Origin of the sequence: Pseudomonas sp. SAR267 (assembly GCF_052077595.1) — a bacterium.
Classification (GTDB): Bacteria; Pseudomonadota; Gammaproteobacteria; order Pseudomonadales; family Pseudomonadaceae; genus Aquipseudomonas; species Aquipseudomonas vlassakiae.
On the sequence record NZ_JBQIHU010000001.1, the window covers coordinates 2,658,028 to 2,678,856 of the forward strand.

Below are 20,829 nucleotides of genomic sequence, written 5' to 3' on the forward strand. Positions count from 1 at the left end.
GTCCTTGGGGCCTTCGGCCCTCTGTTTCATTCAGGCAGCGTCGGCTTTCACCCGCAGCCGGTCATAGGCGGTCTGTTCCTGGGCATCCAAGGCGATCAGGTAGGGCTCGACAGCCTTCTTGAAGCTGGTCATCTCGCCGTCTTCGCCCTTTTTAAGATGGCAATGGCAGAACCATTCGCCATCGTTGCGCTCGGGGAAGTCCACGCGGTGGTGGTAAAGGCCCCAGCGGCTCTCCTCACGGAACAGCGAGGCCCGCGCCGCCATCTCGGCACAGTCGCGGATCACCGAGACCTCCATCGCCCGCATCAGCTCATGCGGGTTGCTGGCTTTCATCTGCTCGAGATCACGTTCGATTTCGGCAAAGCGCGCCAGGCCGATTTCCATTTTCTTGGTCACCTTTGGCGGCTGCAGGTAATCGTTCACCATGCGCCGAAGCTTGTACTCGACCTGCGCCGGCGGCAGGCCATGCTCACGGTGCAGCGGGGCGAACACCCGCGTGCGTTCGCGTTCGACCTGCCCGGCATCGACCTCGGCCAATTCCCGCTCGGCCACGTACTTTGCGGCGTTCACACCGGCAAACCAGCCGTAGGTAAACGCACCGAGCATGTAGTTGTGCGGCACTGCTGCCATGTCACCGGCGGCATACAGGCCCTTGACGCTGGTCTCGGCCTTCTCGTTGACCCACACCCCCGACGCCGAATGCCCCGAGCAGAGGCCGATCTCGGAGATATGCATCTCGACCATGTGCTGGCGGTAGTCGGTGCCACGCCCGGCATGGAACTGCCCGCGGCTGGGGCGCTCATTGCTGTGCAGGATCTCTTCGATGTTCTGGATGGTTTCTTCGGCCAGGTGGTCGAGCTTGAGGAACACCGGGCCGTTGCCGCCTTCGAGCTCCTGGTGGAACTCCCACATCATCTGCCCGCTCCAGTAATCGCACTCGATGAAGCGTTCGCCCTTGCTGTTGGCGGTGTAGCCACCAAGGGGGCCGGTGACGTAGGCGCAGGCCGGGCCGTTGTAGTCCTTGATCAGCGGGTTGATCTGGAAACACTCGAGGTTGGCCAGTTCGGCGCCAGCGTGGTAGGCCATGGCATAGCCGTCGCCGGCATTGGTCGGGTTCTCGTAGGTGCCCATCAGGTACCCCGAGGATGGCAGGCCCAGGCGCCCGGCAGCGCCACAGGCAAGGATCACCGCCTTGGCCCGTACCACGCGAAACTCGCCAGTGCGGCAATCAAAACCCATGACACCGGCAGCCGCGCCTTCGGCGTCGAGCAGCACGCGGGTGCATACCATGCGGTTACTGATCTCGACCCGGGCGCGCTTGAGCTGGCGATAGAGCACTTTCTTGATGTCGTGACCTTCAGGCATGGGCAGCACATAGGCGCCCATGTGGTGGACCTTCTTCACCGCGTAATCGCCAGTCTCGTCCTTCTCGAACTTGACGCCCCAGCGGTCGAGTTGCTCGATGGTTTCGAAACTGTGGGTGGCATAGGCATGCACGGCGGCCTGGTTGACGATGCCGTCGTTGGCCACGGTGATTTCCTTGGTGTACTGCTCGGGCGTGGCATGGCCGGGAATGATGGCGTTGTTCAGGCCGTCCATGCCCATGCTGATGGCGCCGCTGCGCTTGACGTTGGCCTTGTCCAGCAGCAGTACGCGCAGGCGCTTGTCGTGCTCCTTGGCCTTGATCGCCGCCATCGGCCCGGCAGTGCCGCCACCGATGACGATGATGTCGTAGTCCTGGGTCTCGATGCTCATGCCTTGCTCCCCTTCTGACGGTCGATGCGCAGGCGGTACTGGAAGGCATCGCCGCGGTAATACAGGTGTTCGAAGTCCAGCGGCGTGCCGTCGGCGGCGTGGGTGAGGCGTTCGATACGCATGATCGGCGCGCCTTCTTCCACCTCCAGCGCCTGGGTCAGGTCGCTGTCTGCCAACACCGCGTCAATGGCCAGGTCGGCGTGGCCCAGCGCAATGCCGCAGTCGTTTTCCAGCAGCAGGAAGATGTCGCGGGTGACCAGGTCGGCCTTTTCCAGCTTTTCGCCGACCGCCTTGGGCAGCCAGGTCAGCTCCAGCGACACCGGCTCGCGGTTGATCAAGCGCACCCGGCGGATCTCGGTAACCAGGCTGCCCTCCTCGACCTGCAGCCGCGCGGCGACCAGGGCATTGGCCGGCACATGACGGAAGCTGCGCAGGCGGTTGAGCACCTCGTAGCCCATCTGCGTCATCGACTCGCCCAGGCCCTGCAGGGTGCTGACGTTCTGGAACGCCTTGGGTTTGGCGACGAAGGTGCCTTTGCCGTGGATCTTGAAGATCAGCCCTTCTTTCTGCAGGTCACCCAACGCCTGGCGCACGGTGATACGGCTGACCTCGAATGCCTTGCCCAGCTCGCTTTCCGAGGGCATGCGACTATGCGGTGGATAAGTACCGTCGAGGATGCGCTCGCGCAGCAGTTCCTTGAGCTGGGTGTAGAGCGGTACCGGGGACAGGGGGAGCAGTTCGGCCATGATTCTCTTCGCTGATCGAGCACTTGTTATAACAAGTTGTGACCAGAGGATAGAAGACATAAGAATCGCTAAGGAAATACTGAAATTGCATATGGATAGATGGATTTGTCGCGGCCTGTACCGGCTCTCTCGCGGCTAAAGCTGCTACTACAGACAGCGCAGTACCTGTGGGTGCGCCTTTAGCCGCCAAGGGCCAGGCGAGAAAACAGCGATAGATCAAGGCGATGGACGCCGCCGAATCAGATGGGTATGATGCGTGCGCGTTGCACTCGTAGCTCAGCTGGATAGAGTACTGCCCTCCGAAGGCAGGGGTCGTGGGTTCGAATCCCGCCGAGTGCGCCATATCAGAAAAGCCCTGGGAGCATGCCCGGGGCTTTTTCATTTGTGCGACATGTCGCGTTTCTGGCACTCCCGTGCCATGGGTCATTGATGTTAGCGTGGGTCCCCTCCCGTCCCGACGGGTATCCCATAACAATGATTCGCGAAGGAATGCGTGCTCATGCACCTGAAAAAACTCTCCACCGCCCTGATGCTGGCCAGCATTGGCCTGTTCACCCAACCGGCCCAGGCCAACCTGTCCCAGCAACAGTCTGCCGCCATCGTCAAAGCTTTCGACGGCAGCAACCCGGCCGACTTCAAGCAATTCCTCGGTAAACTCCAAGGCAGCGACCTGGCCAAGGCCGACAACCTCGCAGCTACGCTCGACGCCTACCTGGCCGGCAAGCCGCTCGCAGCCGAGCAACAAAATGAAATCAACCGCCTGCTCGGCCTGTACACCCGTATCAAATACGCCAAGGCCGCCACAGAAAACCTGCGCGAGCTGGTCGCCATCCCCACCTTCAGCGTCGACGGCGTGCCGCAGCACGAAAACCCCGAATTCCTGAAGATCGCCGACAAGATCAAGACGCTGGCCGAGAGCTTCGGCCTGGCCTTCCGCAATGTCGACAACCGCGTCTACGAGATCTCGCTGGGTGAAGGCAAGGAAGTGGTCGGCATCCACGCCCACGCTGACGTGGTGCCGGTCAACCCGGACAACTGGAAGCTGGCCGACGGCACCCGCCTCGACCCGTTCAAGGTCACCTTGGTCGGCGACCGCATGTACGGCCGTGGCACCGAGGATGACAAGAACGGCATCATCGTTGCGCTGTATGCGCTGAAAGTCGCCAAGGACGAAAACCTGCCCCTGGCCCGGCAGTTCAAGCTGCTGATCGACACCACCGAAGAAACCAGCGGCGACGCCATCCCCTATTACTTCGAGCGCAACCCGCCCCCCGACTACAACCTGGCACTCGATGGCGGCTACCCGGTGGTGATTGCCGAAAAAGGCTACGGCACGGTCATGGCCAGCTTCAGCAAACGCCCGGCCACGGGCAAAGGTGCGGAAATCGTCAACCTGACCGGCGGCCTGGCGACCAACCAGATTCCGACCACGTCGGTGGCGACCCTGGTGGCGGATAACCCGGCGGAACTGGCCAAGCACCTGGAGAAGGCCGGCGCTGAATACGTGAAGCGTAATGGCAATGACTTCAGCATCGATGCCAAGGTCGACGGCAAGAACGTGCTGCTTACCGTGACCGGCGTTTCTGCCCACTCCTCGGAGCCAGAGTCCGGCGTCAACCCGGTGGCGCGCATGCTCGACTTCCTCAATGGCCTGGGCCAGCAAGTGCCGCTCAAGCACAACCACTTCACCGATGCCGCCCGCTACGCCGCCGACAACTGGGGCCTGGACTACCTGGGCAAGAAGCTCGGCATCGGCTTCGAGGACGCGTTCATGGGCCCGCTGACCACCTCGCTGACCTTCGTCGGCGTGGACGACAAGGGTCTCAAGCTGGCCGTGAACCTGCGCATCCCCAAAGGCAAGCCACTGGCCGTGATCAAGGACCAGCTGGCCGACAAACTGGGCAAATGGACCCGCCAGAGCCACACCTCGGTGGCCTTCGACTACAGCCTTGACGAGCCGATGTTCCGCAACCCCGAAGGCGAATGGGTCAAGGCGCTGCTCGATGTGGCCAGCGAAAACCTGGGTATGAAGCATGAATTCGGTACCTCGGCCGGCGCTACCTCGGTGCACGACCTGCCCAACGGCGTGCAGTTCGGCCTGGCAATGCCGGATGTGAAGTACACCGGGCACAACGACAACGAGTTCAAGACCGTGGAACAGTTCATGCTCGACCTGCAAGTGGTGAGCGAGATGGTGGCGCGGATCGGGCAGATGCCGAAGCTTTGAGTCAGCGGTACTGGCCTCTTCGCGGCTAAAGCCGCTCCCACAGGTATGGGGGCAACTCGAAGCCAGCGCAGCACCTGTGGGAGCGGCTTTAGCCGCGAAGAGGCCGGTACAGGAAACGACCATGACGTTTTTCAATCGACTCCATGCCGTTTCCTGCATTGCCGTGCAGGCTGGCGTGCCGGATGCTTTATTTACTCAAAGCGCTCGTCTTTTCCACCCGCAGAGGCCCGTATGAAGACCGTCGAACAAATCCTCAAGACCAAGTCCCAGCACCAGACCGTGTACACCATCGGCCCGGATGACTCGGTGCTCGACGCCCTGAAACTGCTGGCGGAGAAAAACGTCGGTGCCTTGCCGGTCGTCCAAAACGACCATGTAGTGGGTATCGTCAGTGAGCGGGACTATGCACGCAAGCTGGTGCTCAAGGGCCGCTCCTCAGCCGCAACGCCGGTGCGCGAAATCATGAGCGCGCCAGTGATCACGGTGGAGCCGAAAAAGAGTCTGGACTACTGCATGCAACAGATGACCGACCGCCATCTGCGCCACCTGCCAGTCGTCGAGGACGGCAAGTTGCTCGGGCTGCTATCGATCGGTGACCTGGTGAAGGAAACCATCGCCGAGCAGGCCGGCCTGATCAAGCAGCTGGAAGGCTACATTCGCGGCGAATAGCCGGCCTCAGTGGTAGGCGCGCTCCAGTTCGTCCAACTGATGGTCGAAGCTGCGCAGGCGCGCCGACCAGGTGTACACCAACACTTCCAGATCCCGGTTGAGCACGGCGGTATTGCCATGGCCGTTGCTCGACGGCTCGCACAGATCCAGCTGATACCGCTCGCGGGCCATGGCCGTGGCCACGCTGGACAGGTCGCGGGCATTGGCCAGCCAGTGGTGATGATGGTCGTGGATTTCCCGGTCGAGGGCCCGGCATTGCCGCTTCAAGGCATCCAGGCTCTGCTCCAGCGGTGTACCCTTGAGTTCGCCCATCACTTCCTCGAAGGTGCGCCCGGAATGCCAGTAGCTGCCCCAGAAATAGCGGTCGAACACCGTCTCGACGCGGCGCAGTGCAACCTTGGTGTCCCAGATGGTGAGCAACGTTCGCCCCTGAATCACTTCACGCTTGTTCAAGCGTAACTGTTGCCAGGCAATCCAGGTCAGGGCCAGCAACGCCACCGCGCCAGTGACGGCGGCGGCGGCGTAGAGAAACTGGATGGCCTGGTTCATCTGCTGGGTGTGGCGTATGCCGTAGAAGTAGCCGGCCGTCAGGGTGCCCAGGATCGTCACGGAGCACCAGAAACCTGGTGCGTAGGGATCTTTCATCACGCTATCCCCTGTTGTTTTTCCTGAGCATAGCAACGGCCGATCACTCGTCAGGTGCCGCTCGGCACTTATTTTTTCTTGGGATGAAGTGCCTCGTTCAATTGGTCGATCATAGGTATCCAGTCAGCATCGGCGGTATAGCTTTCCTTGAGAAACGCCCGCTGTCCTTCTGTCCAGAAAGGCGCATCCACCAGCTTCACACCGTCATCCAGCGGCGAGTGCGTGGTGATGAAGCGCTCGATTTCGACTGGGTCGTCAGGCAGGCCCAGTTGCTTGAAGATTTCCGAGAAGTGGTGGTTCGGTTTTTCCATGTTGCCTCCTTAGCACCGGGCCGGCCAGCAATGCGCCCGGCCCGGCATGGGTTGGTTGTCATCAGCACAGTTCTCGTACTTCGGCTTGCGGTACCAGTTTCAGGTACTGCTCCATGCTCATGTGGATCAGGTGATCGTGGTCACCTGCCTCCAGGTAGACATCGCCTTGGCGGGTAAGACTCGAATCGAGCAGCATCTTTATCTGATAGGCGTCACCCATAGCCGGGATGGCGCCCCTTTCGCAATCGCCGAACAGCATCGGCAAGGCGCTTTCGCGGGTCAGTTGCCAGGCGCCAGACATGCGCACCTTGCTCATGTCCATGTGCCGATTGGCCGGCAGCACGGCCATGATGTAGTTGCCATGACGGTCGTCGAGCATGACCGACTTGGCCACCCGCTCGGCAGGTACGCCCGCCGTGCGCGCTGACTCCAGGCTGGTGGCCGAGTGTGGGTGGGGAATGATGTCGTAGTCGCAGTTGGCCTGGTCCAGGCGCTGCTGCAGGGTCTTGGCCATACGCATGATGCACCTCCGGTTTCGCTCCCCCAACCTTCAATTTTAGGCCGTGCCGGCAGGCATGGCTAAACTTAAAGCAGAGAGGTCAACGAGGTGACGACAGGTGATCACTCGATGTTGCCGCTGGCTGCTGCTGTTGCTGCTCGGCCTTGCCCCGGCGGGCCTGGCAGCGCCCGGTAGCGTCTGGGTATTGGGCATTGATGACGCCATCGGCCCGGCCAGCGCTGACTACCTGATTCGCAACCTCGAACAGGCCAAGGCCCAAGGTGCCCAGTTGGTGGTGCTGCGCCTGGATACCCCCGGCGGGCTGGACAGCGCCATGCGCCTGATGATCAAGGCTATTCTGGCAAGCCCCGTGCCGGTCGTCAGTTACGTTGCCCCCAGCGGCGCCCGTGCCGCCAGCGCTGGCACCTACATCCTCTATGCCAGCCACGTCGCCGCCATGGCCCCCGGGACCAACCTCGGCGCCGCCACACCCGTGCAGATCGGTGGCCTGCCCGGTGCGCCGAAGGACGACAAGGCCAAGCCGAGCGACGATGAACAGACCCTGGCCCGCAAACAGGTCAACGACGCCAGCGCTTATATCCGGGGCCTGGCCCAGCTACGCGGGCGCAATGCCGACTGGGCGGAGCAAGCGGTGCGTGAGGCGGTCAGCTTGCCGGCCACTGAAGCACTGCGCCTGAACGTGATCGACCTGGTAGCCAACGACCTGCCTGCCCTGCTGCACCAGATCGACGGCAAGACCTTGGTCGCCGCCGGCCAACCACAGCGGCTTCAGACCCGGGATGCTGTCGTGATCGAACACCTGCCGGACTGGCGCACGCGCCTGCTGGCCGTGATCACCAATCCCGGTGTGGCGCTGATCCTGATCATGATCGGGGTATACGGCCTGTTGTTCGAGTTCATGAACCCAGGTTCAGCACTGGGCGGAGTGGTCGGCGGCATCTGCCTGCTGCTGGCGCTGTATGCCTTGCAGCTGTTGCCGGTGAGCTTCGCTGGCGTGGCACTGATCCTGCTCGGCATCGCCTTCATGGTCGCCGAGGCGTTCCTGCCCAGTTTCGGCGTGGTCGGCTTCGGCGGCATCGTGGCCTTCATCGCTGGCGCCGTGATCCTGATCGACACCGACGCCCCGGGTTTCGGCATCCCCTTGGTGCTGATAGGCACCCTCGCCGTCCTTTCGGCCCTGCTGATCGGCGGCGTAGCAGGCATGGCCATCAAGGCGCGCCGACGGGCGCTGGTCAGCGGTGACGCCGGCCTGGTCGGCAGCCTGGTGACGGTGACCCAGGTGATGGCGGACAACCCGTTCTGCGGCTCGGTCCATGCCCAGGGCGAACAATGGCAAGTCCAGTGCACCACGCCGCTGCAGGCCGGGCAGAACGTCCGGGTTACAGCACGCCATGGCGTGACGCTGGAAGTGAGTGCCGCCGCGCCCGCGGCGCAAGGAGACTGACGATGTTCATGCAAGTGGGTTTCGGTGCCGTGCTGATCGTGCTGGCGATGCTGTTGCTGTCGACATTCCGCATCCTGCGCGAGTACGAGCGGGGCGTGGTGTTCCAGTTGGGGCGCTTCTGGCAGGTCAAGGGGCCGGGGCTGATCCTGCTGATCCCGGTCATCCAGCAGATGGTCCGGGTCGACCTGCGTACCGTGGTGCTGGATGTGCCGCCACAGGATGTGATCACCCGCGACAACGTGTCGGTAAAGGTCAATGCGGTGGTGTATTTCCGCGTGCTCGACCCGCAGAAGGCGATCATCCAGGTCGAGGACTTCCTCGTCGCCACCAGCCAACTGGCCCAGACTACTTTACGTGCGGTACTGGGCAAGCACGAGCTGGACGAATTGCTGGCCGAGCGCGAGCAGCTGAACCTGGACATCCGCCAGGTACTGGACGCACAAACCGACGCCTGGGGCATCAAGGTGGCCAACGTCGAGATCAAGCACGTCGACCTCAACGAGTCGATGGTCCGCGCCATCGCCCGTCAGGCGGAGGCCGAACGGGAACGGCGGGCCAAGGTGATCCATGCCGAGGGCGAGCTGCAGGCGTCGGAGAAGTTGATGCAGGCCGCGCAGATGCTCAGCAAGGAGCCTGGAGCGATGCAGTTGCGTTACATGCAGACGCTGGGGACGATTGCCGGGGACAAGAGCTCGACCATTGTCTTTCCGTTGCCGGTCGACTTGCTCAAGGGGTTGGTCGACAGGCAGAAATAGCTGGGGGCGCTTTGCGCCCCTTTCGCGACACAAGGCCGCTCCTACAGGAGATAGCGTTCCCTTGTAGGAGCGGCCTTGTGTCGCGAAAGGGCTGCAAAGCAGCCCCACGGATTTGTCAGATTGGCGCCCGGCGCAGCGTGGCGAGGAAGGTCGCCGCGCCGATGAACAATCCGGCAAAGGTACGGTTCAGGCGCTTCTGCTGCTTGGGCGTGCGCAGCAGGCGCAACACCCGCGAAGCCAGCCCGGTGTACCCCGCCATCACCAGCATGTCGACGCTGACCATGGTCACGGTGATCGCGATGTACTGTGGCAGCAGTGGCGCGTGCGGGTTGATGAACTGCGGCAGCACCGCCAGCATGAACACCAGCGCCTTGGGGTTGCTGACGTTGACCAGGAAGCCACGGAACACCAGGCTCAGCGGCTTGCCGATCGGGCGCACGCCCGATTCATCGGTCATGTCCATGGGCAGGGCACGCCATTGCTTGTAGGCCAGGTAGACCAGATAGCCCACGCCGAACCATTTGATGACCTGGAAGGCGGTGGCGGAAGCGGCGAGGATGGCGCCGACGCCGGCGGCAATGATGGCGATCTGCACGATCAGGCCCAGTTGCAGGCCCAGGGCATTCCAGTAGCCACGCCAGAAGCCGTACTGTAGCCCGCTGGACATCGAGGCAATTGCCCCGGCACCTGGCGACAGGCTGATCACCCAGCACGCAGCAAAGAAGCCCAACCACACTTCCATCGACATCACACACCTCGCTCAACGATTGTTGCAAAACGTTAAGCTAAGGCGTTGGCGAAAAAATAACCAGTAAATTCTGCGGGATTCCATCGCCTGCACTGGCCTCTGTGGGAGCGGCTTTAGCCGCGAAGAGGCCAGTGCAGACGATAGTTGCCTGTCAGGACAGTGCTTCCAGTTCAGCCTGCATGCTTTCAAGGGTTTCCAAGGCCTCCATCCAGGCCTCTTCCAACTCACCTTCACGCTGCTTGAGCTTGGTCTGCCGAGCCAGCAGATCGCGCAATTCATCCTTGCGCGCTGCTTCGTACACACCACCGTCGCCCAGCGCTGCCTCCACCTCGGCCAACTGCGCATGCACCTGGTTGAGCTCGGTCTCCAGCTTGTCGGCCGCCTTCTTGTGCGGTGCCAACTGCTGGCGCAAGGCTGCCGCAGCCTGGCGCTGGGCCTTCTTGTCGGTCTTGTCCGGGTTGACCGGGGCGTTGCTGGCCGGCGCACTACGCTGGCGGTACTCGACCAGCCAGCGGCTGTAGTCGTCGAGGTCGCCATCGAAGGTCTCGACCTTGCCATCGGCCACCAGCAGGAAGTCGTCAGTGGTGCTCTTGAGCAGGTGACGGTCGTGGGAAACCACCACCACGGCACCGGCAAACTCCTGCAGGGCCATGGTCAGCGCCAGGCGCATTTCCAGGTCGAGGTGGTTGGTCGGTTCGTCGAGCAGCAGCAGGTTCGGCCGCTCCCAGGCTATCAGCGCCAGGGCCAGGCGGGCCTTCTCACCACCGGAGAAATTCACCACCGGCTCGTCGACGCGATCGCCGTGGAAGTCAAAGCCACCCAGGAAATCGCGCAGGGTCTGCTCGCGCTCGGTGGGTGCGATGCGCTGCAGATGCAGAAGCGGGCTGGCCTTGTCGTCCAGCGAGTCGAGCTGGTGCTGGGCGAAGTAGCCGACGGCAAGGTTCTCGCCACGTACCAGGCGGCCCGACAGCGGCTCGAGCTCACCCGCGAGGTTCTTGATCAGGGTCGACTTGCCGGCGCCGTTGGGCCCGAGCAGACCGATGCGTGCTCCCGGGACCAGTTGCAGCTTGACCTTGTCGAGAATCGCCTTGTCGCCATAGCCCAGGCGGCCTTCGGACAGGCTCAGCAGCGGGCTGGAGATTTTCTGCGATTCGCGGAAGACGAAGTCGAACGGCGAATCGACATGCGCCGCCGACAGCTCTTCCATGCGCTCCAGGGCCTTGATCCGGCTCTGTGCCTGGCGGGCCTTGGTGGCCTGGGCCTTGAAGCGGGCGATGTATTTCTCCATGTGCGCGCGCTGCGCTTGCTGCTTCTCGTAGGCCTGCTGCTGCTGCGCCAGGCGCTCGGCACGGGTGCGCTCGAAGGCGGTGTAACCACCTTTGTACAGGTTGAGCTTGCGCTGCTCGACGTGCAGCACATGGTCGACCACGGCATCGAGAAAATCGCGGTCGTGGGAAATCAGCAACAGCGTGCCCGGGTAACCCTTGAGCCAGTCTTCCAGCCACAGGATCGCGTCGAGATCGAGGTGGTTGGTAGGTTCGTCGAGCAGCAGCAGGTCAGACGGGCACATCAGCGCCTGGGCCAGGTTCAGGCGCATCCGCCAGCCACCGGAGAAGTCACCGACCCGGCGGTCCATCTGCTCGTTGGTGAAGCCCAGGCCCGCCAGCAATTTACGAGCGCGGGCATCAGCGGTGTAACCGTCGGCAACTTCCAGCTCACTGTGCAGGCGCGCCAGCGCAGTGCCGTCATGGGCCTGCTCGGCAACGGCCAGCTCGGCCTGGACCTTGCGCAGGCGGGCGTCACCGTCGAGCACATAGTCCACCGCCAGGCGGTCGAGCGTATCGACCTCCTGGCGCATGTGGGCAATGCGCCAGTCGCCGGGCAGCTGGCAATCGCCGGCATCAGGCGACAGCTCGCCGCGCAGCAGGGCGAACAGGCTGGATTTTCCGGCGCCGTTGGCGCCGATCAGGCCGGCCTTGTGACCGGCGTGCAGGGTCATCTCGGCGCCTTCTAGCAAGCGCTGCGGACCACGCTGTAAAGTGAGGTTGGATAGTCTGATCATAGTGGTCGCGGAGTCTACCAGCTTCCTCGGCCCGCAGCGTGAGTGGAATCATGTACACCGACCTGTGGAATCACGCCTTGGCGCTGTATGCCCGCCCGGGAGTGGAAGCGGCTTGTCTGAATGTTCAGGCGATGGGGGGCGACGTCTGCCTGCTGCTGTGTGCAACCTGGTTGCAGGCGCGTGCAGTGCCCTTCAGCGAGGAACGCGCTCAGGCCCTGCGTGCGATTGCCGGACCATGGCAACACGATGTGGTGGCGCCTTTACGTAGTCTGCGCAAGCAATGGCGTTCGCCTGCACAACACGATACGCACCTGGCGGCGTTGCGTGAGCAGTTGAAGAGGCTGGAGTTGGAAGCGGAGAAGCAATTGCTGCAGCGGCTGCAAACCTGTGCGCAACAATGGCCCGTAGGCTCGCTAGAGCCTACGGACGATTGGCTTGACCGGCTGGCACCGGCCCAGGCACGCGGCCACGACGCGCTGGTTGACTTGCGCGTCGCGGCGGCAGCGCTTCAGGAAGCCGAAGACGGCGTCTGAGCTGGAGTGCTGGTGGATACCGAGGCAGTAGCGGGAGCGGCCGAGTTGGTCGCTGGCGCACTGGCAGCAGGTGCAGCCGGTTTGGCTTCTGCAGGTTTGGCGGCAACGGGTTTTGCAGCGGCCTTCGCTGCAGGTTTTGCAGCGGGCTTGGCCGGCGCTTTGGCTGCCGCTGGCTTGGCCGCCGCAGGCTTGGCTGTTGCTGGTTTGGCTGCCGGCTTGGCGGCCGCTTTGGCTGCTACCGGTTTGGCTGCCGCAGGCTTGGCTGGAGCCTTGGCAGCAGCAGCTTTGGCGGCTGGCTTGGCAGCAGTGGATTTTGCAGCGACAGGTTTGGCGGCCGGCTTCGCCGAGGCGGTTCTCGCCGGCGCTTTGGCTGCTGCAGGCTTGGCGGCCGCTGACTTGGCTGGGGTTTTGGCAGCAGCAGGCTTGGCGGCAGCGGTTTTAGCTGGGGCCTTGCTGGCAACCGGCTTGGCATTGGCAGCGCGAGCAGGTGCCTTGGCGGCGACTGGCTTGGCAGCAGCGCGGGCTGGAGCCTTGGCAGCGGCTGGTTTGGTCGGGGCCTTGGCGACCGCTGGCTTGGCGGTGCTGCGGGCCGGTGCTTTGGCAGCAGCGGGTTTGGCAGTCCTGGCCGCCACGGCACGCTGGTCGAGTGCCTTGCCTGCAGCCTCGCGCACCTTGCCCACTCCTTGAGCCAGTTTCAAACTTTCCTGGGCATCACGCTTGAGTTGTTGAATGTAAGTACGGGTCTGGGTCTGGCGTTCCTTGAGCGAATCGAGCAGTTCTTCAAGTTCACCGATCACCTTTTGCGCCTTGTTCTGCGCCTTGGCTTTGCCTGCCTTCGCCGCGTCCTGCAACTTCAGGCGGCCGTTATGCAGTTTTTCCTGGGCTTTGCCGCGCTGCTTTTCCAACTTGGCCAGCAATTTCTCCGCATCAGCCAGCGCTTGTGAGCAGGCCTCTTCCAAGTGTTCGAGCAGGCTGCCCGAAAGTTGCTGGAGCAGGTGTAACGGCGTACTTACTGGCTTCTTTTTAGCCGACATGGTTTACCTCCTGGCTGACGAGATTGCGGCTCATACTATGCTTCTGCTGCTACCGCCGCTAGGGCATGTTGACAGTATTGAGGGTGCCGCGTTGCATGCCTGGGCAAAGTTGTTATCTTGCAGCTCCGTGCAAGTGTAGTTGCTTAACAAAACGTTGCTGATATTTACACATGTCGAGGCAACAACGCTGGCATACTTCCTTGCTCATCGAGCTGGAGTTACCCATGCCGCGTTATCTTGCTTTTGGCCTGTACCTGATGGCGCCATTCGCCCTCGCCGCCAACGATACCGCCCCTGCCAACGATCATGATCTGGCCTACAGCCTCGGCGCCAGCCTGGGGGAGCGCCTGCGTCAGGAGGTGCCCGGCCTGCAACTGGATGCGCTGGTAGAAGGCCTGCGCCAGTCCTATCAGGGCCAGCCTTTGAAACTCGACAAGGCACGGATGGAGACCATCCTCCAGCAGCATGAGGAACAGGCTGGTGCCGCCGCCGAACAAGCCGAGGTGACCAAACTCCAGGCCATGGAAACACGCTTCATGGCCAACGAACGGGCGCGTGCCGGTGTGCACGAACTGCCCGAAGGCGTGCTGTACAGCGAACTGAAACCGGGGAATGGTGCGCAACCCACAGCCGGCGGCAAAGTGCAGGTGCGCTATGTCGGCAGGCTGCCGGATGGTTCGGTGTTCGACCAGAATCAGCAGCCGCAGTGGTTCAGCCTGGACTCGGTGATCGACGGCTGGCAGGTGGCCCTGCCGCACATGAAAGCCGGTTCGACCTGGCGCCTGGTGATCCCATCGGCACGGGCCTATGGTGCCGAGGGCGCAGGTGATCTGATCGCGCCCTACACGCCACTGGTATTCGAAATCGAGTTACTGGCGGTCGGCAACTGACGCCGACCTTCAGGCTTCGACCGCACCCTCTTCCTTGTGCGCGTTATGCAGCACTTCGATCAGGCAGTCTTCCAGCTCGAAGCGTTCGTGCAACAGGCTGCCCAGCTTGCCGAGCTTCTCGGCGAAGCGCTCGGTGTCCTTGCACTCGCCCTTCTCGCAATGATCGTTGAAGGCCAGTGCGATCTGGGTAATGTCGTTGATCCGCGGGTTGATCTCTTCAGCCAGTTTCAACGCCTTCTCATCCCCGAATGCCTTGGCTTCGGTGACCAGCTGCTCACTCACTTCGAAATGCCAGGCTGACACGTAGTCGACCAGCACCGCACAGAAGTCGCGGTTCTTTTCCTTGTCGGCAAAGGCCGGCTTGGCGACGCGCAAGGTACGGAAAGCCTGGACAAGCTCCTCTCGCTCCTCGAGCCAGCGGTCGATCAGCTTGTGAACCCCGCCCCAGCGTTCCTGGGCGTTCTGACAACTATCGAGCATGGCGATCTCTTCCCTTCTGGGTAGATGCCGCTGCACCTCGCACCACGACCGTGCAGCACAAAGGTGACATCAGCAGGACGGCATCGAGCAGTTGTGTTTTCAGTATGCGTGCTGGGAGATTATTCCCGCGCGTGCTTAGCATCAAGGTACGCAGCGGACAAAGTTCATACAAGCGTTTAATACCGTGAGACACCACCATTGGTCCGCTATTGGCCACCGGCATGCGCCAGGTCAAGGATTGCCAAGTGAGCGGAAACGATACGCCAGCAGGCAACTCAAGGGCAGCGCCGCCAGTAGCAGAAACGCCACCAGGCTCCATTCCGGCAGGGTCAGGTCGAGGAAGCTCCAGGACAGCGAGCGGCAATCAGGACCACCGAGCAGCAGTTGTCGCACAGCTTCACGCCAGGACAGCTCGAACATGCGCCCGATCGGCAAAGGGCACAGGTGGCTCGCATCACCTGCACCCTGCAACCACACATGCCGCGCCGCCAGCAAGGCGCCGCTGGCCGCGCTGAGCATTGCCGCTCGCGCATAAAGCCGAACCCCGGCTATACCGGGTGCATGCAGCGCCGCGCTCAGACAGACCAGCGCATAGATCCCCAACAATAGCCGCTGGCTGAAACACAGCGGGCAAGGCACCAGCTCAAGGACACTTTCGAGATAAAAGGAAGCGCCCAACACTGCCAGCGAAGCAAGGCATGCCGGAATGAAAAGCGTGCGCAGACTGGCCATCGGCATGGGGAAGAAAGGTCCCGGAAAAGTTGAAGTGGCTTGGAACGGTAGAGGAAAGGGCGGGCTTGTTTCAAGGCACTACTGGAGTGACAAGTCGCTGTATTGGAAGGGAAGTGTCCATAGACGCTGTAGGAAACTTCCCAAGAAGAGACTGCAAATCCAACTTATAACGCAGAACACGTTACCCGACCCATGAGCCCGCGCCGTTGCGCGGGCTCATGCAGGGCTCAGGCGCGTACAGCTTCTGGCAACGGCAGGGCCAGAAGACGCTCATCGAGCAGCCCAAGGCCCTCCTCGAACAACTGATTGCTGCGTTCGGTCTCGCCCAGGCTGGCGAGCAGGCGCGCAAGCTCGGCACAGGCTTCCGGATTACGCTCCATTCGCAGGCTGCTTTCGAGATAGTCGCGCGCCTTGCCCCACAGGCGGTTCTGCAAGCTCAGGCGGCCGAGGGTCAGCAGCAGGCTCGGATCGTCCGGGTGGGCCTTCAGCCAGCCTTCGGCAGCCTGTAGCTGACGCGCCGGATCATCACCCCGTACCAGGCCATACAGGCGCGCCAGATGGCTTTCGTACTCACGCTTGAGTGCGGTGCGCAGCACCTGCTCGGCTTCGCCCTGGGCACCCACCTGACGTAGCTGTTCGGCATAGGCCAGGACCAGTTGCGGCTCTTGGCGCTGGGCAGCGGTCAGCTGCTGCCAGGCACGCTCGAGGGCCTGACGGGCGCTTTGCGGATCCTCACCACGGGTGCTCGCCAGGCCAAGGTTCTGGCCCCAGGCGCGTTTCTCCAGCGCGGCCAGCTCATCGGCCGGCAACACCTTGTTCTTGCGCAGGTCGGGCAGCAGGCGGATCAGCGCCGACCAATCGCCACGCTCCAGATGCAGGCGTTGCAACAGGCGCAGGACCTGGGTGTTGTGCGGATGGCGCTCCTGCATGGCGAGCAAGGTCTCCAACGCAGCATCCCGCTCGCCACGGTCCATCTGCAGTTGCGCATGGGTCAAGGCAATGGCCAGTTCAGCCTGGGGCTGGCGCTCCAGCGCACGCTCCAGCAGGTTGTCGCTGTCCTCCTTGCGCCCCAGTTCGTTGGCGGCACGGGCGGCGCCAAGGTAATACAGCAACGGCTGGCGCTCGGCCTCGGCAGCACGATGCAGGTGGCGCTGGGCACTGGCCCAGCGGCCCTCGGCCAGGTCCAGCTGGCCCTGTTCGATGGCGATCCGCACGCGCCGGCTGCGGTTACGCCGCGACCACGGATTGACCACGCCACTGGAGGTCAGGACCAAGCTGACCAGATAACGCAGCAACAACAGCAAGACGACCACCGCCGCCAGCGCCGCGAGCGCCGCCCACAATCCGGACTGGTAACGGAAACCACCGTAGGCGATCAGCACATAACCACTGTGCTTGGCCACCGCGATGCCCAGCGCTGCGGCAACCACGATCGCCAGTACGGCCAGCAGGTAGACACGCTTCATGGCTTGCCCCCTTCAGCCTCGGCTGGCAGATGGCGGCGTTGAATGTACGCCTGCACCGCCGCCAGGCTTTCGCTCAGGTCCGGGGTCACTACCGAGACGGGCTGCTCAGCCAACGCGTTGAGGCTGTCGAGCATCGCCTTGCTTTGCGGGTTGTCGGCATTGAAGTTGGCCAGCAGCACGCTGCGGGCATCATCCAGGGCCTGGTTGTATACCTTGGCCTCGCCATTGAGCGCAGCCCACTGCGCCTGCTCGATGGTCAGGCTCAGGGCCAGGCGCAACTGGTTCAGTTGCTGGCCAGCCAGCAATGGCCGCACATTGTCATCGGCGTTGAAGTCGATCTGGAAGTACTTGGAGATTTCTGCCCACCACTGCGACAGGCGACTGGCCCCATCACCATCGGCTGTCAGCGCACCAAGCGCATCGGCGTTGCTGGCGAATTCGGGAGACTGGGCGCTGAGCTGTTGCACCAGCTCACGCTGGGCGGCGAGTTTGAGGAACAGACCGGTGCGGTCCGGCTGCTGGGTACTGTTGAGCGTGGCCAGGCTGCGCGCCAGTTGCTCGCGGGCGGCAAAGGCGCCAGGGTCGCTCTGTTCACGGAGGATTTCGTCGGCCCCTTCGACCAGGGCCTTGGCGCTGGTGATGTCCTGCAGCGCCGACAAGCGCAGGGTAGCCAGGCGCAGCAGGTGCTCGGCCTCGGCCAGGCGCCACTCCTTGCGGCTTTCGCCGAGTGCGGTTTCCAGACGCTGGCTCAGACGCTGCTGGTCGCCTTGCAATTGCGCCACCAGGCGGCGACGGTCTTCCAGCTCACTGGCGGCCGGCAGGCTGGCCAGTTGGGCACTGATCTGCTGCTCACGCTGCTGCAGCGCCGCGGCGCGCTGGCTGAGGGCTTCAAGGTGCTGACCCTGGTTCACCTCGCTGCCTTGCAGCTGCCGCACCTGCCAGACACCCCAACCCCCTACTGCGACCCCGGCCGCACCCAGCAACAGCGCCAGCACGGCCAGACCACTGCCAGAGCGCTTTACAGGCTTGTCGGTGACGGGTTGCGCCGGCTCCTGCGCCGACGGCTGATCATTGTTGGGCAAGACAGTTTCGCTCACGTATCCATCCTTTGCATGGGGGCGCCTCGCGCTAGTGCGAAGCGCCTTGAGAGGCAGGTACAGCGCTGCGCTGCACGGCTGCCAGCAAGGCCGTGGCACTCGCGCCACGGCAATCCACAACCTGTTGGGCCCCGGCGGCCCGGGCCTGTTCGGCGACCCGCGGGCTGGGCACGAACAACGCCAGCCTGGCTATCTGCGGCCAGTCGGCGCCAGCCATTTGCTGCAAATGTTCAAGACCCTGCCCACTGCTGACCACCAGGCCATTGAGGCGTTCCGCTTCTATGCGGCGCATCAGCGTGCCCCCCGGGTACGCCGGCAGGCAGCGACGATACAGTTCCAGATATTCGACACTAGCACCTTGCTCTGCAAGACGCTCGGCCAGCAGTTCGCGACCTCCGACACCACGAACGATCAGCACGCGCGCCTCAGGCGCCGCAGTAGCCTTGCGCAGGCCCGGGAGTGCGAGCAAGGCCTCGCTGTCATCGCCTTGCATGGGGAATGTCACCTGAAGACCTGCGCACTGCAGCACTGCTGCCGTCGCCTCACCCACGGTAAACCAGCCTGCGGGGGGCGCTTGCAAGCCAGCGCCCTGCAGCTGCCCAAGCAGCAGCCGGGCCGCCGGCTTGCTGACCACGATGATCGCCTGGTACTGCGCCAGCCCGGCCAGCTGCCGACGCTGCCCGTCAGCCAGCGCGACGGGCTCGATGGCCAGCAACGGCAGGCAACTGCTGGCCACACCGGCAACGGCCAGGCTCTGCGCCAGTGCCGCGCAGTCCTCTTCAGGCCGGGTCAGCAGCAGGCGCCAGGGGCTCACGGATGCCCGGCCTCGCCGTAGACTTCGTTGAGTATGGCTTCGGCACCCTGGCCCAGCAGGGCTTCGGCGACCTGCACGCCCAAGGTCTCGGCAGCCGCACGCGGCGCACGGGCATCCGCCACCAGCAAGGTCCCGCCACTTGGCTGGCCAACCAGGCCACGCAACCACAGCTGATCGCCTTCGAACACCGCATAGCAGGCGATCGGCACCTGGCAGCCGCCGTTGAGGCGCTTGTTCATGGCACGTTCGGCGACTACACGGTCGGCGGTATCGGCATGGTGCAGCGGCGCCAGCAGGGCATGGATTTCAGTGTCGGCGCTGCGGCACTCGATACCCACCGCGCCCTGGCCACCGGCTGGCAGGCTGTGGTCGACGCTGATGGTATCGCTGATGCGGTCCTCGAAGCCCAGGCGGATCAAGCCCGCGGCGGCGAGGATGATGGCGTCGTACTCGCCGGCATCGAGCTTGGCCAGGCGGGTGTTGACGTTGCCGCGCAGGAAGTGGATTTTGAGGTCCGGCCGACGCGCCAGCAACTGGGCCTGGCGGCGCAGGCTGGAGGTGCCGACGATGCTGCCGGCTGGCAGGGCGTCGAGGCTGGCGAAGGTGTTGGAGACGAATGCATCACGCGGGTCTTCACGCTCGCAGATGCAGAACAGGCCCAGGCCATCGGGGAAGTCCATGGGCACATCCTTCATCGAATGCACGGCGATGTCGGCCTCGTTGTCCAGCAGCGCTGTTTCCAGCTCTTTGACGAACAGCCCCTTGCCGCCGATTTTCGCCAGCGGTGCGTCGAGCAACTTGTCGCCGCGACTGACCATGGGTACCAGGGTCACCCGAAGACCGGGGTGCGCCTGCTCGAGGCGGGCTTTGACATATTCGGCCTGCCACAAGGCCAAGGCACTTTTACGGGTGGCAATGCGGATTTCGCGAGTGGACATGAAACGCCCCGATCCAGAGAAATGCCGCTGATGATAACAGCATCACCGGCATCGCCAGCAGATGTGGATCAGCGTAACGGCCCTTCGCGGCTAAAGCCGCCCCTACAGGCGGCGCCGTACCTGTGGGAGCGGCTTCAGCCGCGCACAAGGGCGCAGCCGTTGCCATGCAGGCTCAGCCTTGGAGTGTTTGCATCATCTTGCGCACGCCCGCCACATGCCGGCGGCTGACAGTCAGGGCGTCGCCATCGAGGCCCTTGAGGAATAGCTGGAAATGCCCCAATGGCGTGCGCTGCAGGCGTTCGATGCGTTCGCGCGCGACCAGCGCATTGCGGTGGATACGCACGAATCGCTCGCCGAATTCGTCCTCCAACGCCTTGAGCGGCTCGTCGAGCAGCACTTCGCCCGCTTCGTGGCGCAAGGTCACGTACTTGTGGTCGGCAATGAAATAGATCACCTGGGGCAATGGAATCAGCTCGATACCCTTGCGCGTACGCGCACTGATATGGCTGCGCGGCCCACCGCCTTCGCTGCCAGGCCGCGTCAACGCCGCCAGCTGGGCACGGTTGGGCTTATCGGCCTTGCGCAAGGCATCGCGCAGGGCCTGAGGCTGGATTGGCTTGGTCACGTGGCTGAGGGTGCTGTCCTTGAACGCCTCGGCACCGTATTCGTCGTCGCCGGTACAGAACACCACGGACGGTGGCGCCTCGCGTTCGCACAGGCGAGCAGCGACCTGCAAGCCATCCAGGCCTGGCATGCCGATGTCCAGCAGAACCACATCCGGCTTGAGGCTTTCGATCAGTGTCAGAGCCTCCTCGCCGTTGGTGGCGCTGGGCTCCAGCACGGTGTAACCCTCCAGTTCAGCGAATAGCCGTGTGAGGCGTTCACGGGCTTGGGGTTCGTCATCAACGATCAGGACATTCATAATTGCTCTGGATTCCTGAGTGAGTCTCGCACAGGTATAGC

Annotated in this window: 21 protein-coding genes and 1 tRNA gene; 7 read left to right on the forward strand and 15 right to left on the reverse strand. The window is 63.2% G+C overall.

Going from position 1 to position 20,829, the window contains the following annotated elements:
• Positions 1-30 precede the first annotated feature (30 nt).
• Both ACTORR_RS12780 and ACTORR_RS12785 read right to left on the reverse strand, forming a co-directional pair.
• The gene (locus ACTORR_RS12780; RefSeq protein ID WP_313365236.1) at positions 31-1,755 is read right to left on the reverse strand and encodes a fumarate reductase/succinate dehydrogenase flavoprotein subunit; all 1,725 of its coding nucleotides are present in this window, start codon (positions 1,753-1,755) and stop codon (positions 31-33) included.
• Complete coding sequence (locus tag ACTORR_RS12785; RefSeq protein WP_054887078.1) at positions 1,752-2,501, reverse strand: GntR family transcriptional regulator; 750 nt, start codon at positions 2,499-2,501, stop codon at positions 1,752-1,754. Before ACTORR_RS12785 ends, ACTORR_RS12780 begins: the two co-directional genes overlap by 4 nt.
• 265 nt (positions 2,502-2,766) lie before the next feature.
• On the opposite strand from ACTORR_RS12785, the gene ACTORR_RS12790 reads away from it, so the two are divergent.
• The 3 genes from ACTORR_RS12790 (at position 2,767) to ACTORR_RS12800 (ending at position 5,397) form a co-directional block, all read left to right on the forward strand.
• A tRNA-Arg gene (locus ACTORR_RS12790) sits at positions 2,767-2,843 on the forward strand.
• Between the two features lie 157 nt (positions 2,844-3,000).
• On the forward strand, positions 3,001-4,728 hold the full coding sequence (locus ACTORR_RS12795) for a dipeptidase (RefSeq protein ID WP_441343648.1): 1,728 nt from the start codon (positions 3,001-3,003) through the stop codon (positions 4,726-4,728).
• Positions 4,729-4,959: 231 nt separating this feature from the next.
• Complete coding sequence (locus tag ACTORR_RS12800) at positions 4,960-5,397, forward strand: CBS domain-containing protein (RefSeq protein WP_313364684.1); 438 nt, start codon at positions 4,960-4,962, stop codon at positions 5,395-5,397.
• Positions 5,398-5,403: 6 nt separating this feature from the next.
• Here ACTORR_RS12800 and ACTORR_RS12805 read toward each other — a convergent pair whose 3' ends face one another.
• The 3 genes from ACTORR_RS12805 to ACTORR_RS12815 all read right to left on the reverse strand — a co-directional run bounded on the left by ACTORR_RS12805 (position 5,404) and on the right by ACTORR_RS12815 (position 6,873).
• Positions 5,404-6,042: a hypothetical protein gene (locus ACTORR_RS12805; protein WP_054886436.1), complete on the reverse strand. Its 639-nt coding sequence runs from the start codon at positions 6,040-6,042 to the stop codon at positions 5,404-5,406.
• A 68-nt stretch (positions 6,043-6,110) separates the two neighbouring features.
• Positions 6,111-6,353, reverse strand: coding sequence for a DUF2789 domain-containing protein (locus ACTORR_RS12810; protein ID WP_054886437.1), 243 nt, complete (start codon positions 6,351-6,353; stop codon positions 6,111-6,113).
• 61 nt (positions 6,354-6,414) lie between these two features.
• Positions 6,415-6,873 (reverse strand): aminoacyl-tRNA deacylase, encoded by a 459-nt coding sequence (locus tag ACTORR_RS12815; RefSeq protein WP_027916942.1) that lies wholly within the window; start codon positions 6,871-6,873, stop codon positions 6,415-6,417.
• Between the two features lie 97 nt (positions 6,874-6,970).
• Between ACTORR_RS12815 and ACTORR_RS12820 the strand changes: the two genes are divergently transcribed.
• Entirely contained in the window at positions 6,971-8,317 is a 1,347-nt protein-coding gene (locus ACTORR_RS12820) for an NfeD family protein (RefSeq protein WP_313364685.1), read from the forward strand.
• A gap of 2 nt (positions 8,318-8,319) precedes the next feature.
• On the forward strand, positions 8,320-9,072 hold the full coding sequence (locus ACTORR_RS12825; RefSeq protein WP_054886439.1) for a slipin family protein: 753 nt from the start codon (positions 8,320-8,322) through the stop codon (positions 9,070-9,072).
• A gap of 115 nt (positions 9,073-9,187) precedes the next feature.
• Here ACTORR_RS12825 and ACTORR_RS12830 read toward each other — a convergent pair whose 3' ends face one another.
• Positions 9,188-9,820, reverse strand: a complete 633-nt coding sequence (locus tag ACTORR_RS12830; RefSeq protein ID WP_054886440.1) for a LysE family transporter — start codon at positions 9,818-9,820, stop codon at positions 9,188-9,190.
• A gap of 151 nt (positions 9,821-9,971) precedes the next feature.
• The gene (locus tag ACTORR_RS12835) at positions 9,972-11,882 is read right to left on the reverse strand and encodes an ATP-binding cassette domain-containing protein (protein ID WP_313364686.1); all 1,911 of its coding nucleotides are present in this window, start codon (positions 11,880-11,882) and stop codon (positions 9,972-9,974) included.
• A gap of 50 nt (positions 11,883-11,932) precedes the next feature.
• Here ACTORR_RS12835 and ACTORR_RS12840 point away from each other — a divergent pair, with 50 nt between their 5' ends.
• Positions 11,933-12,415, forward strand: a complete 483-nt coding sequence (locus ACTORR_RS12840) for a TIGR02444 family protein (RefSeq protein ID WP_054886442.1) — start codon at positions 11,933-11,935, stop codon at positions 12,413-12,415.
• On the opposite strand, the gene ACTORR_RS12845 is transcribed toward ACTORR_RS12840, so the two are convergent.
• Positions 12,391-13,449 carry an AlgP family protein gene (locus tag ACTORR_RS12845; RefSeq protein WP_313364687.1) on the reverse strand — a complete coding sequence of 353 codons (1,059 nt, stop codon included), beginning with the start codon at positions 13,447-13,449 and terminating at the stop codon, positions 12,391-12,393. The two genes, ACTORR_RS12840 and ACTORR_RS12845, sit on opposite strands and share 25 nt — an antisense overlap.
• A gap of 224 nt (positions 13,450-13,673) precedes the next feature.
• On the opposite strand from ACTORR_RS12845, the gene ACTORR_RS12850 reads away from it, so the two are divergent.
• Positions 13,674-14,339 carry an FKBP-type peptidyl-prolyl cis-trans isomerase gene (locus ACTORR_RS12850; RefSeq protein WP_313364688.1) on the forward strand — a complete coding sequence of 222 codons (666 nt, stop codon included), beginning with the start codon at positions 13,674-13,676 and terminating at the stop codon, positions 14,337-14,339.
• 9 nt (positions 14,340-14,348) lie between these two features.
• On the opposite strand, the gene ACTORR_RS12855 is transcribed toward ACTORR_RS12850, so the two are convergent.
• From ACTORR_RS12855 to ACTORR_RS12885, 7 genes are all read right to left on the reverse strand, one after another.
• Positions 14,349-14,819 (reverse strand): Rsd/AlgQ family anti-sigma factor, encoded by a 471-nt coding sequence (locus tag ACTORR_RS12855; protein ID WP_054886445.1) that lies wholly within the window; start codon positions 14,817-14,819, stop codon positions 14,349-14,351.
• 231 nt (positions 14,820-15,050) lie between these two features.
• Positions 15,051-15,557 (reverse strand): disulfide bond formation protein B, encoded by a 507-nt coding sequence (locus ACTORR_RS12860; protein WP_099813883.1) that lies wholly within the window; start codon positions 15,555-15,557, stop codon positions 15,051-15,053.
• Between the two features lie 221 nt (positions 15,558-15,778).
• Positions 15,779-17,017: a heme biosynthesis HemY N-terminal domain-containing protein gene (locus ACTORR_RS12865; RefSeq protein ID WP_054886447.1), complete on the reverse strand. Its 1,239-nt coding sequence runs from the start codon at positions 17,015-17,017 to the stop codon at positions 15,779-15,781.
• Positions 17,014-18,114: a uroporphyrinogen-III C-methyltransferase gene (locus ACTORR_RS12870; RefSeq protein ID WP_176509177.1), complete on the reverse strand. Its 1,101-nt coding sequence runs from the start codon at positions 18,112-18,114 to the stop codon at positions 17,014-17,016. The genes ACTORR_RS12865 and ACTORR_RS12870 overlap by 4 nt, the downstream gene beginning before the upstream one ends.
• A 31-nt stretch (positions 18,115-18,145) precedes the next feature.
• The gene (locus ACTORR_RS12875) at positions 18,146-18,928 is read right to left on the reverse strand and encodes a uroporphyrinogen-III synthase (RefSeq protein ID WP_313364689.1); all 783 of its coding nucleotides are present in this window, start codon (positions 18,926-18,928) and stop codon (positions 18,146-18,148) included.
• Complete coding sequence (hemC, locus tag ACTORR_RS12880) at positions 18,925-19,866, reverse strand: hydroxymethylbilane synthase (protein WP_441343649.1); 942 nt, start codon at positions 19,864-19,866, stop codon at positions 18,925-18,927. The genes ACTORR_RS12875 and hemC overlap by 4 nt, the downstream gene beginning before the upstream one ends.
• A 172-nt stretch (positions 19,867-20,038) precedes the next feature.
• Positions 20,039-20,788: a LytR/AlgR family response regulator transcription factor gene (locus ACTORR_RS12885; protein WP_054886451.1), complete on the reverse strand. Its 750-nt coding sequence runs from the start codon at positions 20,786-20,788 to the stop codon at positions 20,039-20,041.
• Positions 20,789-20,829: the final 41 nt, after the last annotated feature.

Coding starts and splice junctions, on each gene's coding strand:
- ACTORR_RS12805 (WP_054886436.1), bottom strand. CDS start 6,042: ATGAAAGATCCCTACGCACCAGGTTTCTGGTGCTCCGTGACGATCCTG.
- ACTORR_RS12825 (WP_054886439.1), top strand. CDS start 8,320: ATGTTCATGCAAGTGGGTTTCGGTGCCGTGCTGATCGTGCTGGCGATG.
- ACTORR_RS12860 (WP_099813883.1), bottom strand. CDS start 15,557: ATGCCGATGGCCAGTCTGCGCACGCTTTTCATTCCGGCATGCCTTGCT.
- ACTORR_RS12815 (WP_027916942.1), bottom strand. CDS start 6,873: ATGCGTATGGCCAAGACCCTGCAGCAGCGCCTGGACCAGGCCAACTGC.
- ACTORR_RS12855 (WP_054886445.1), bottom strand. CDS start 14,819: ATGCTCGATAGTTGTCAGAACGCCCAGGAACGCTGGGGCGGGGTTCAC.
- ACTORR_RS12780 (WP_313365236.1), bottom strand. CDS start 1,755: ATGAGCATCGAGACCCAGGACTACGACATCATCGTCATCGGTGGCGGC.
- ACTORR_RS12835 (WP_313364686.1), bottom strand. CDS start 11,882: ATGATCAGACTATCCAACCTCACTTTACAGCGTGGTCCGCAGCGCTTG.
- hemC (WP_441343649.1), bottom strand. CDS start 19,866: ATGTCCACTCGCGAAATCCGCATTGCCACCCGTAAAAGTGCCTTGGCC.
- ACTORR_RS12810 (WP_054886437.1), bottom strand. CDS start 6,353: ATGGAAAAACCGAACCACCACTTCTCGGAAATCTTCAAGCAACTGGGC.
- ACTORR_RS12845 (WP_313364687.1), bottom strand. CDS start 13,449: ATGTCGGCTAAAAAGAAGCCAGTAAGTACGCCGTTACACCTGCTCCAG.
- ACTORR_RS12785 (WP_054887078.1), bottom strand. CDS start 2,501: ATGGCCGAACTGCTCCCCCTGTCCCCGGTACCGCTCTACACCCAGCTC.
- ACTORR_RS12830 (WP_054886440.1), bottom strand. CDS start 9,820: ATGTCGATGGAAGTGTGGTTGGGCTTCTTTGCTGCGTGCTGGGTGATC.
- ACTORR_RS12865 (WP_054886447.1), bottom strand. CDS start 17,017: ATGAAGCGTGTCTACCTGCTGGCCGTACTGGCGATCGTGGTTGCCGCA.
- ACTORR_RS12840 (WP_054886442.1), top strand. CDS start 11,933: ATGTACACCGACCTGTGGAATCACGCCTTGGCGCTGTATGCCCGCCCG.
- ACTORR_RS12795 (WP_441343648.1), top strand. CDS start 3,001: ATGCACCTGAAAAAACTCTCCACCGCCCTGATGCTGGCCAGCATTGGC.
- ACTORR_RS12800 (WP_313364684.1), top strand. CDS start 4,960: ATGAAGACCGTCGAACAAATCCTCAAGACCAAGTCCCAGCACCAGACC.
- ACTORR_RS12850 (WP_313364688.1), top strand. CDS start 13,674: ATGCCGCGTTATCTTGCTTTTGGCCTGTACCTGATGGCGCCATTCGCC.
- ACTORR_RS12885 (WP_054886451.1), bottom strand. CDS start 20,788: ATGAATGTCCTGATCGTTGATGACGAACCCCAAGCCCGTGAACGCCTC.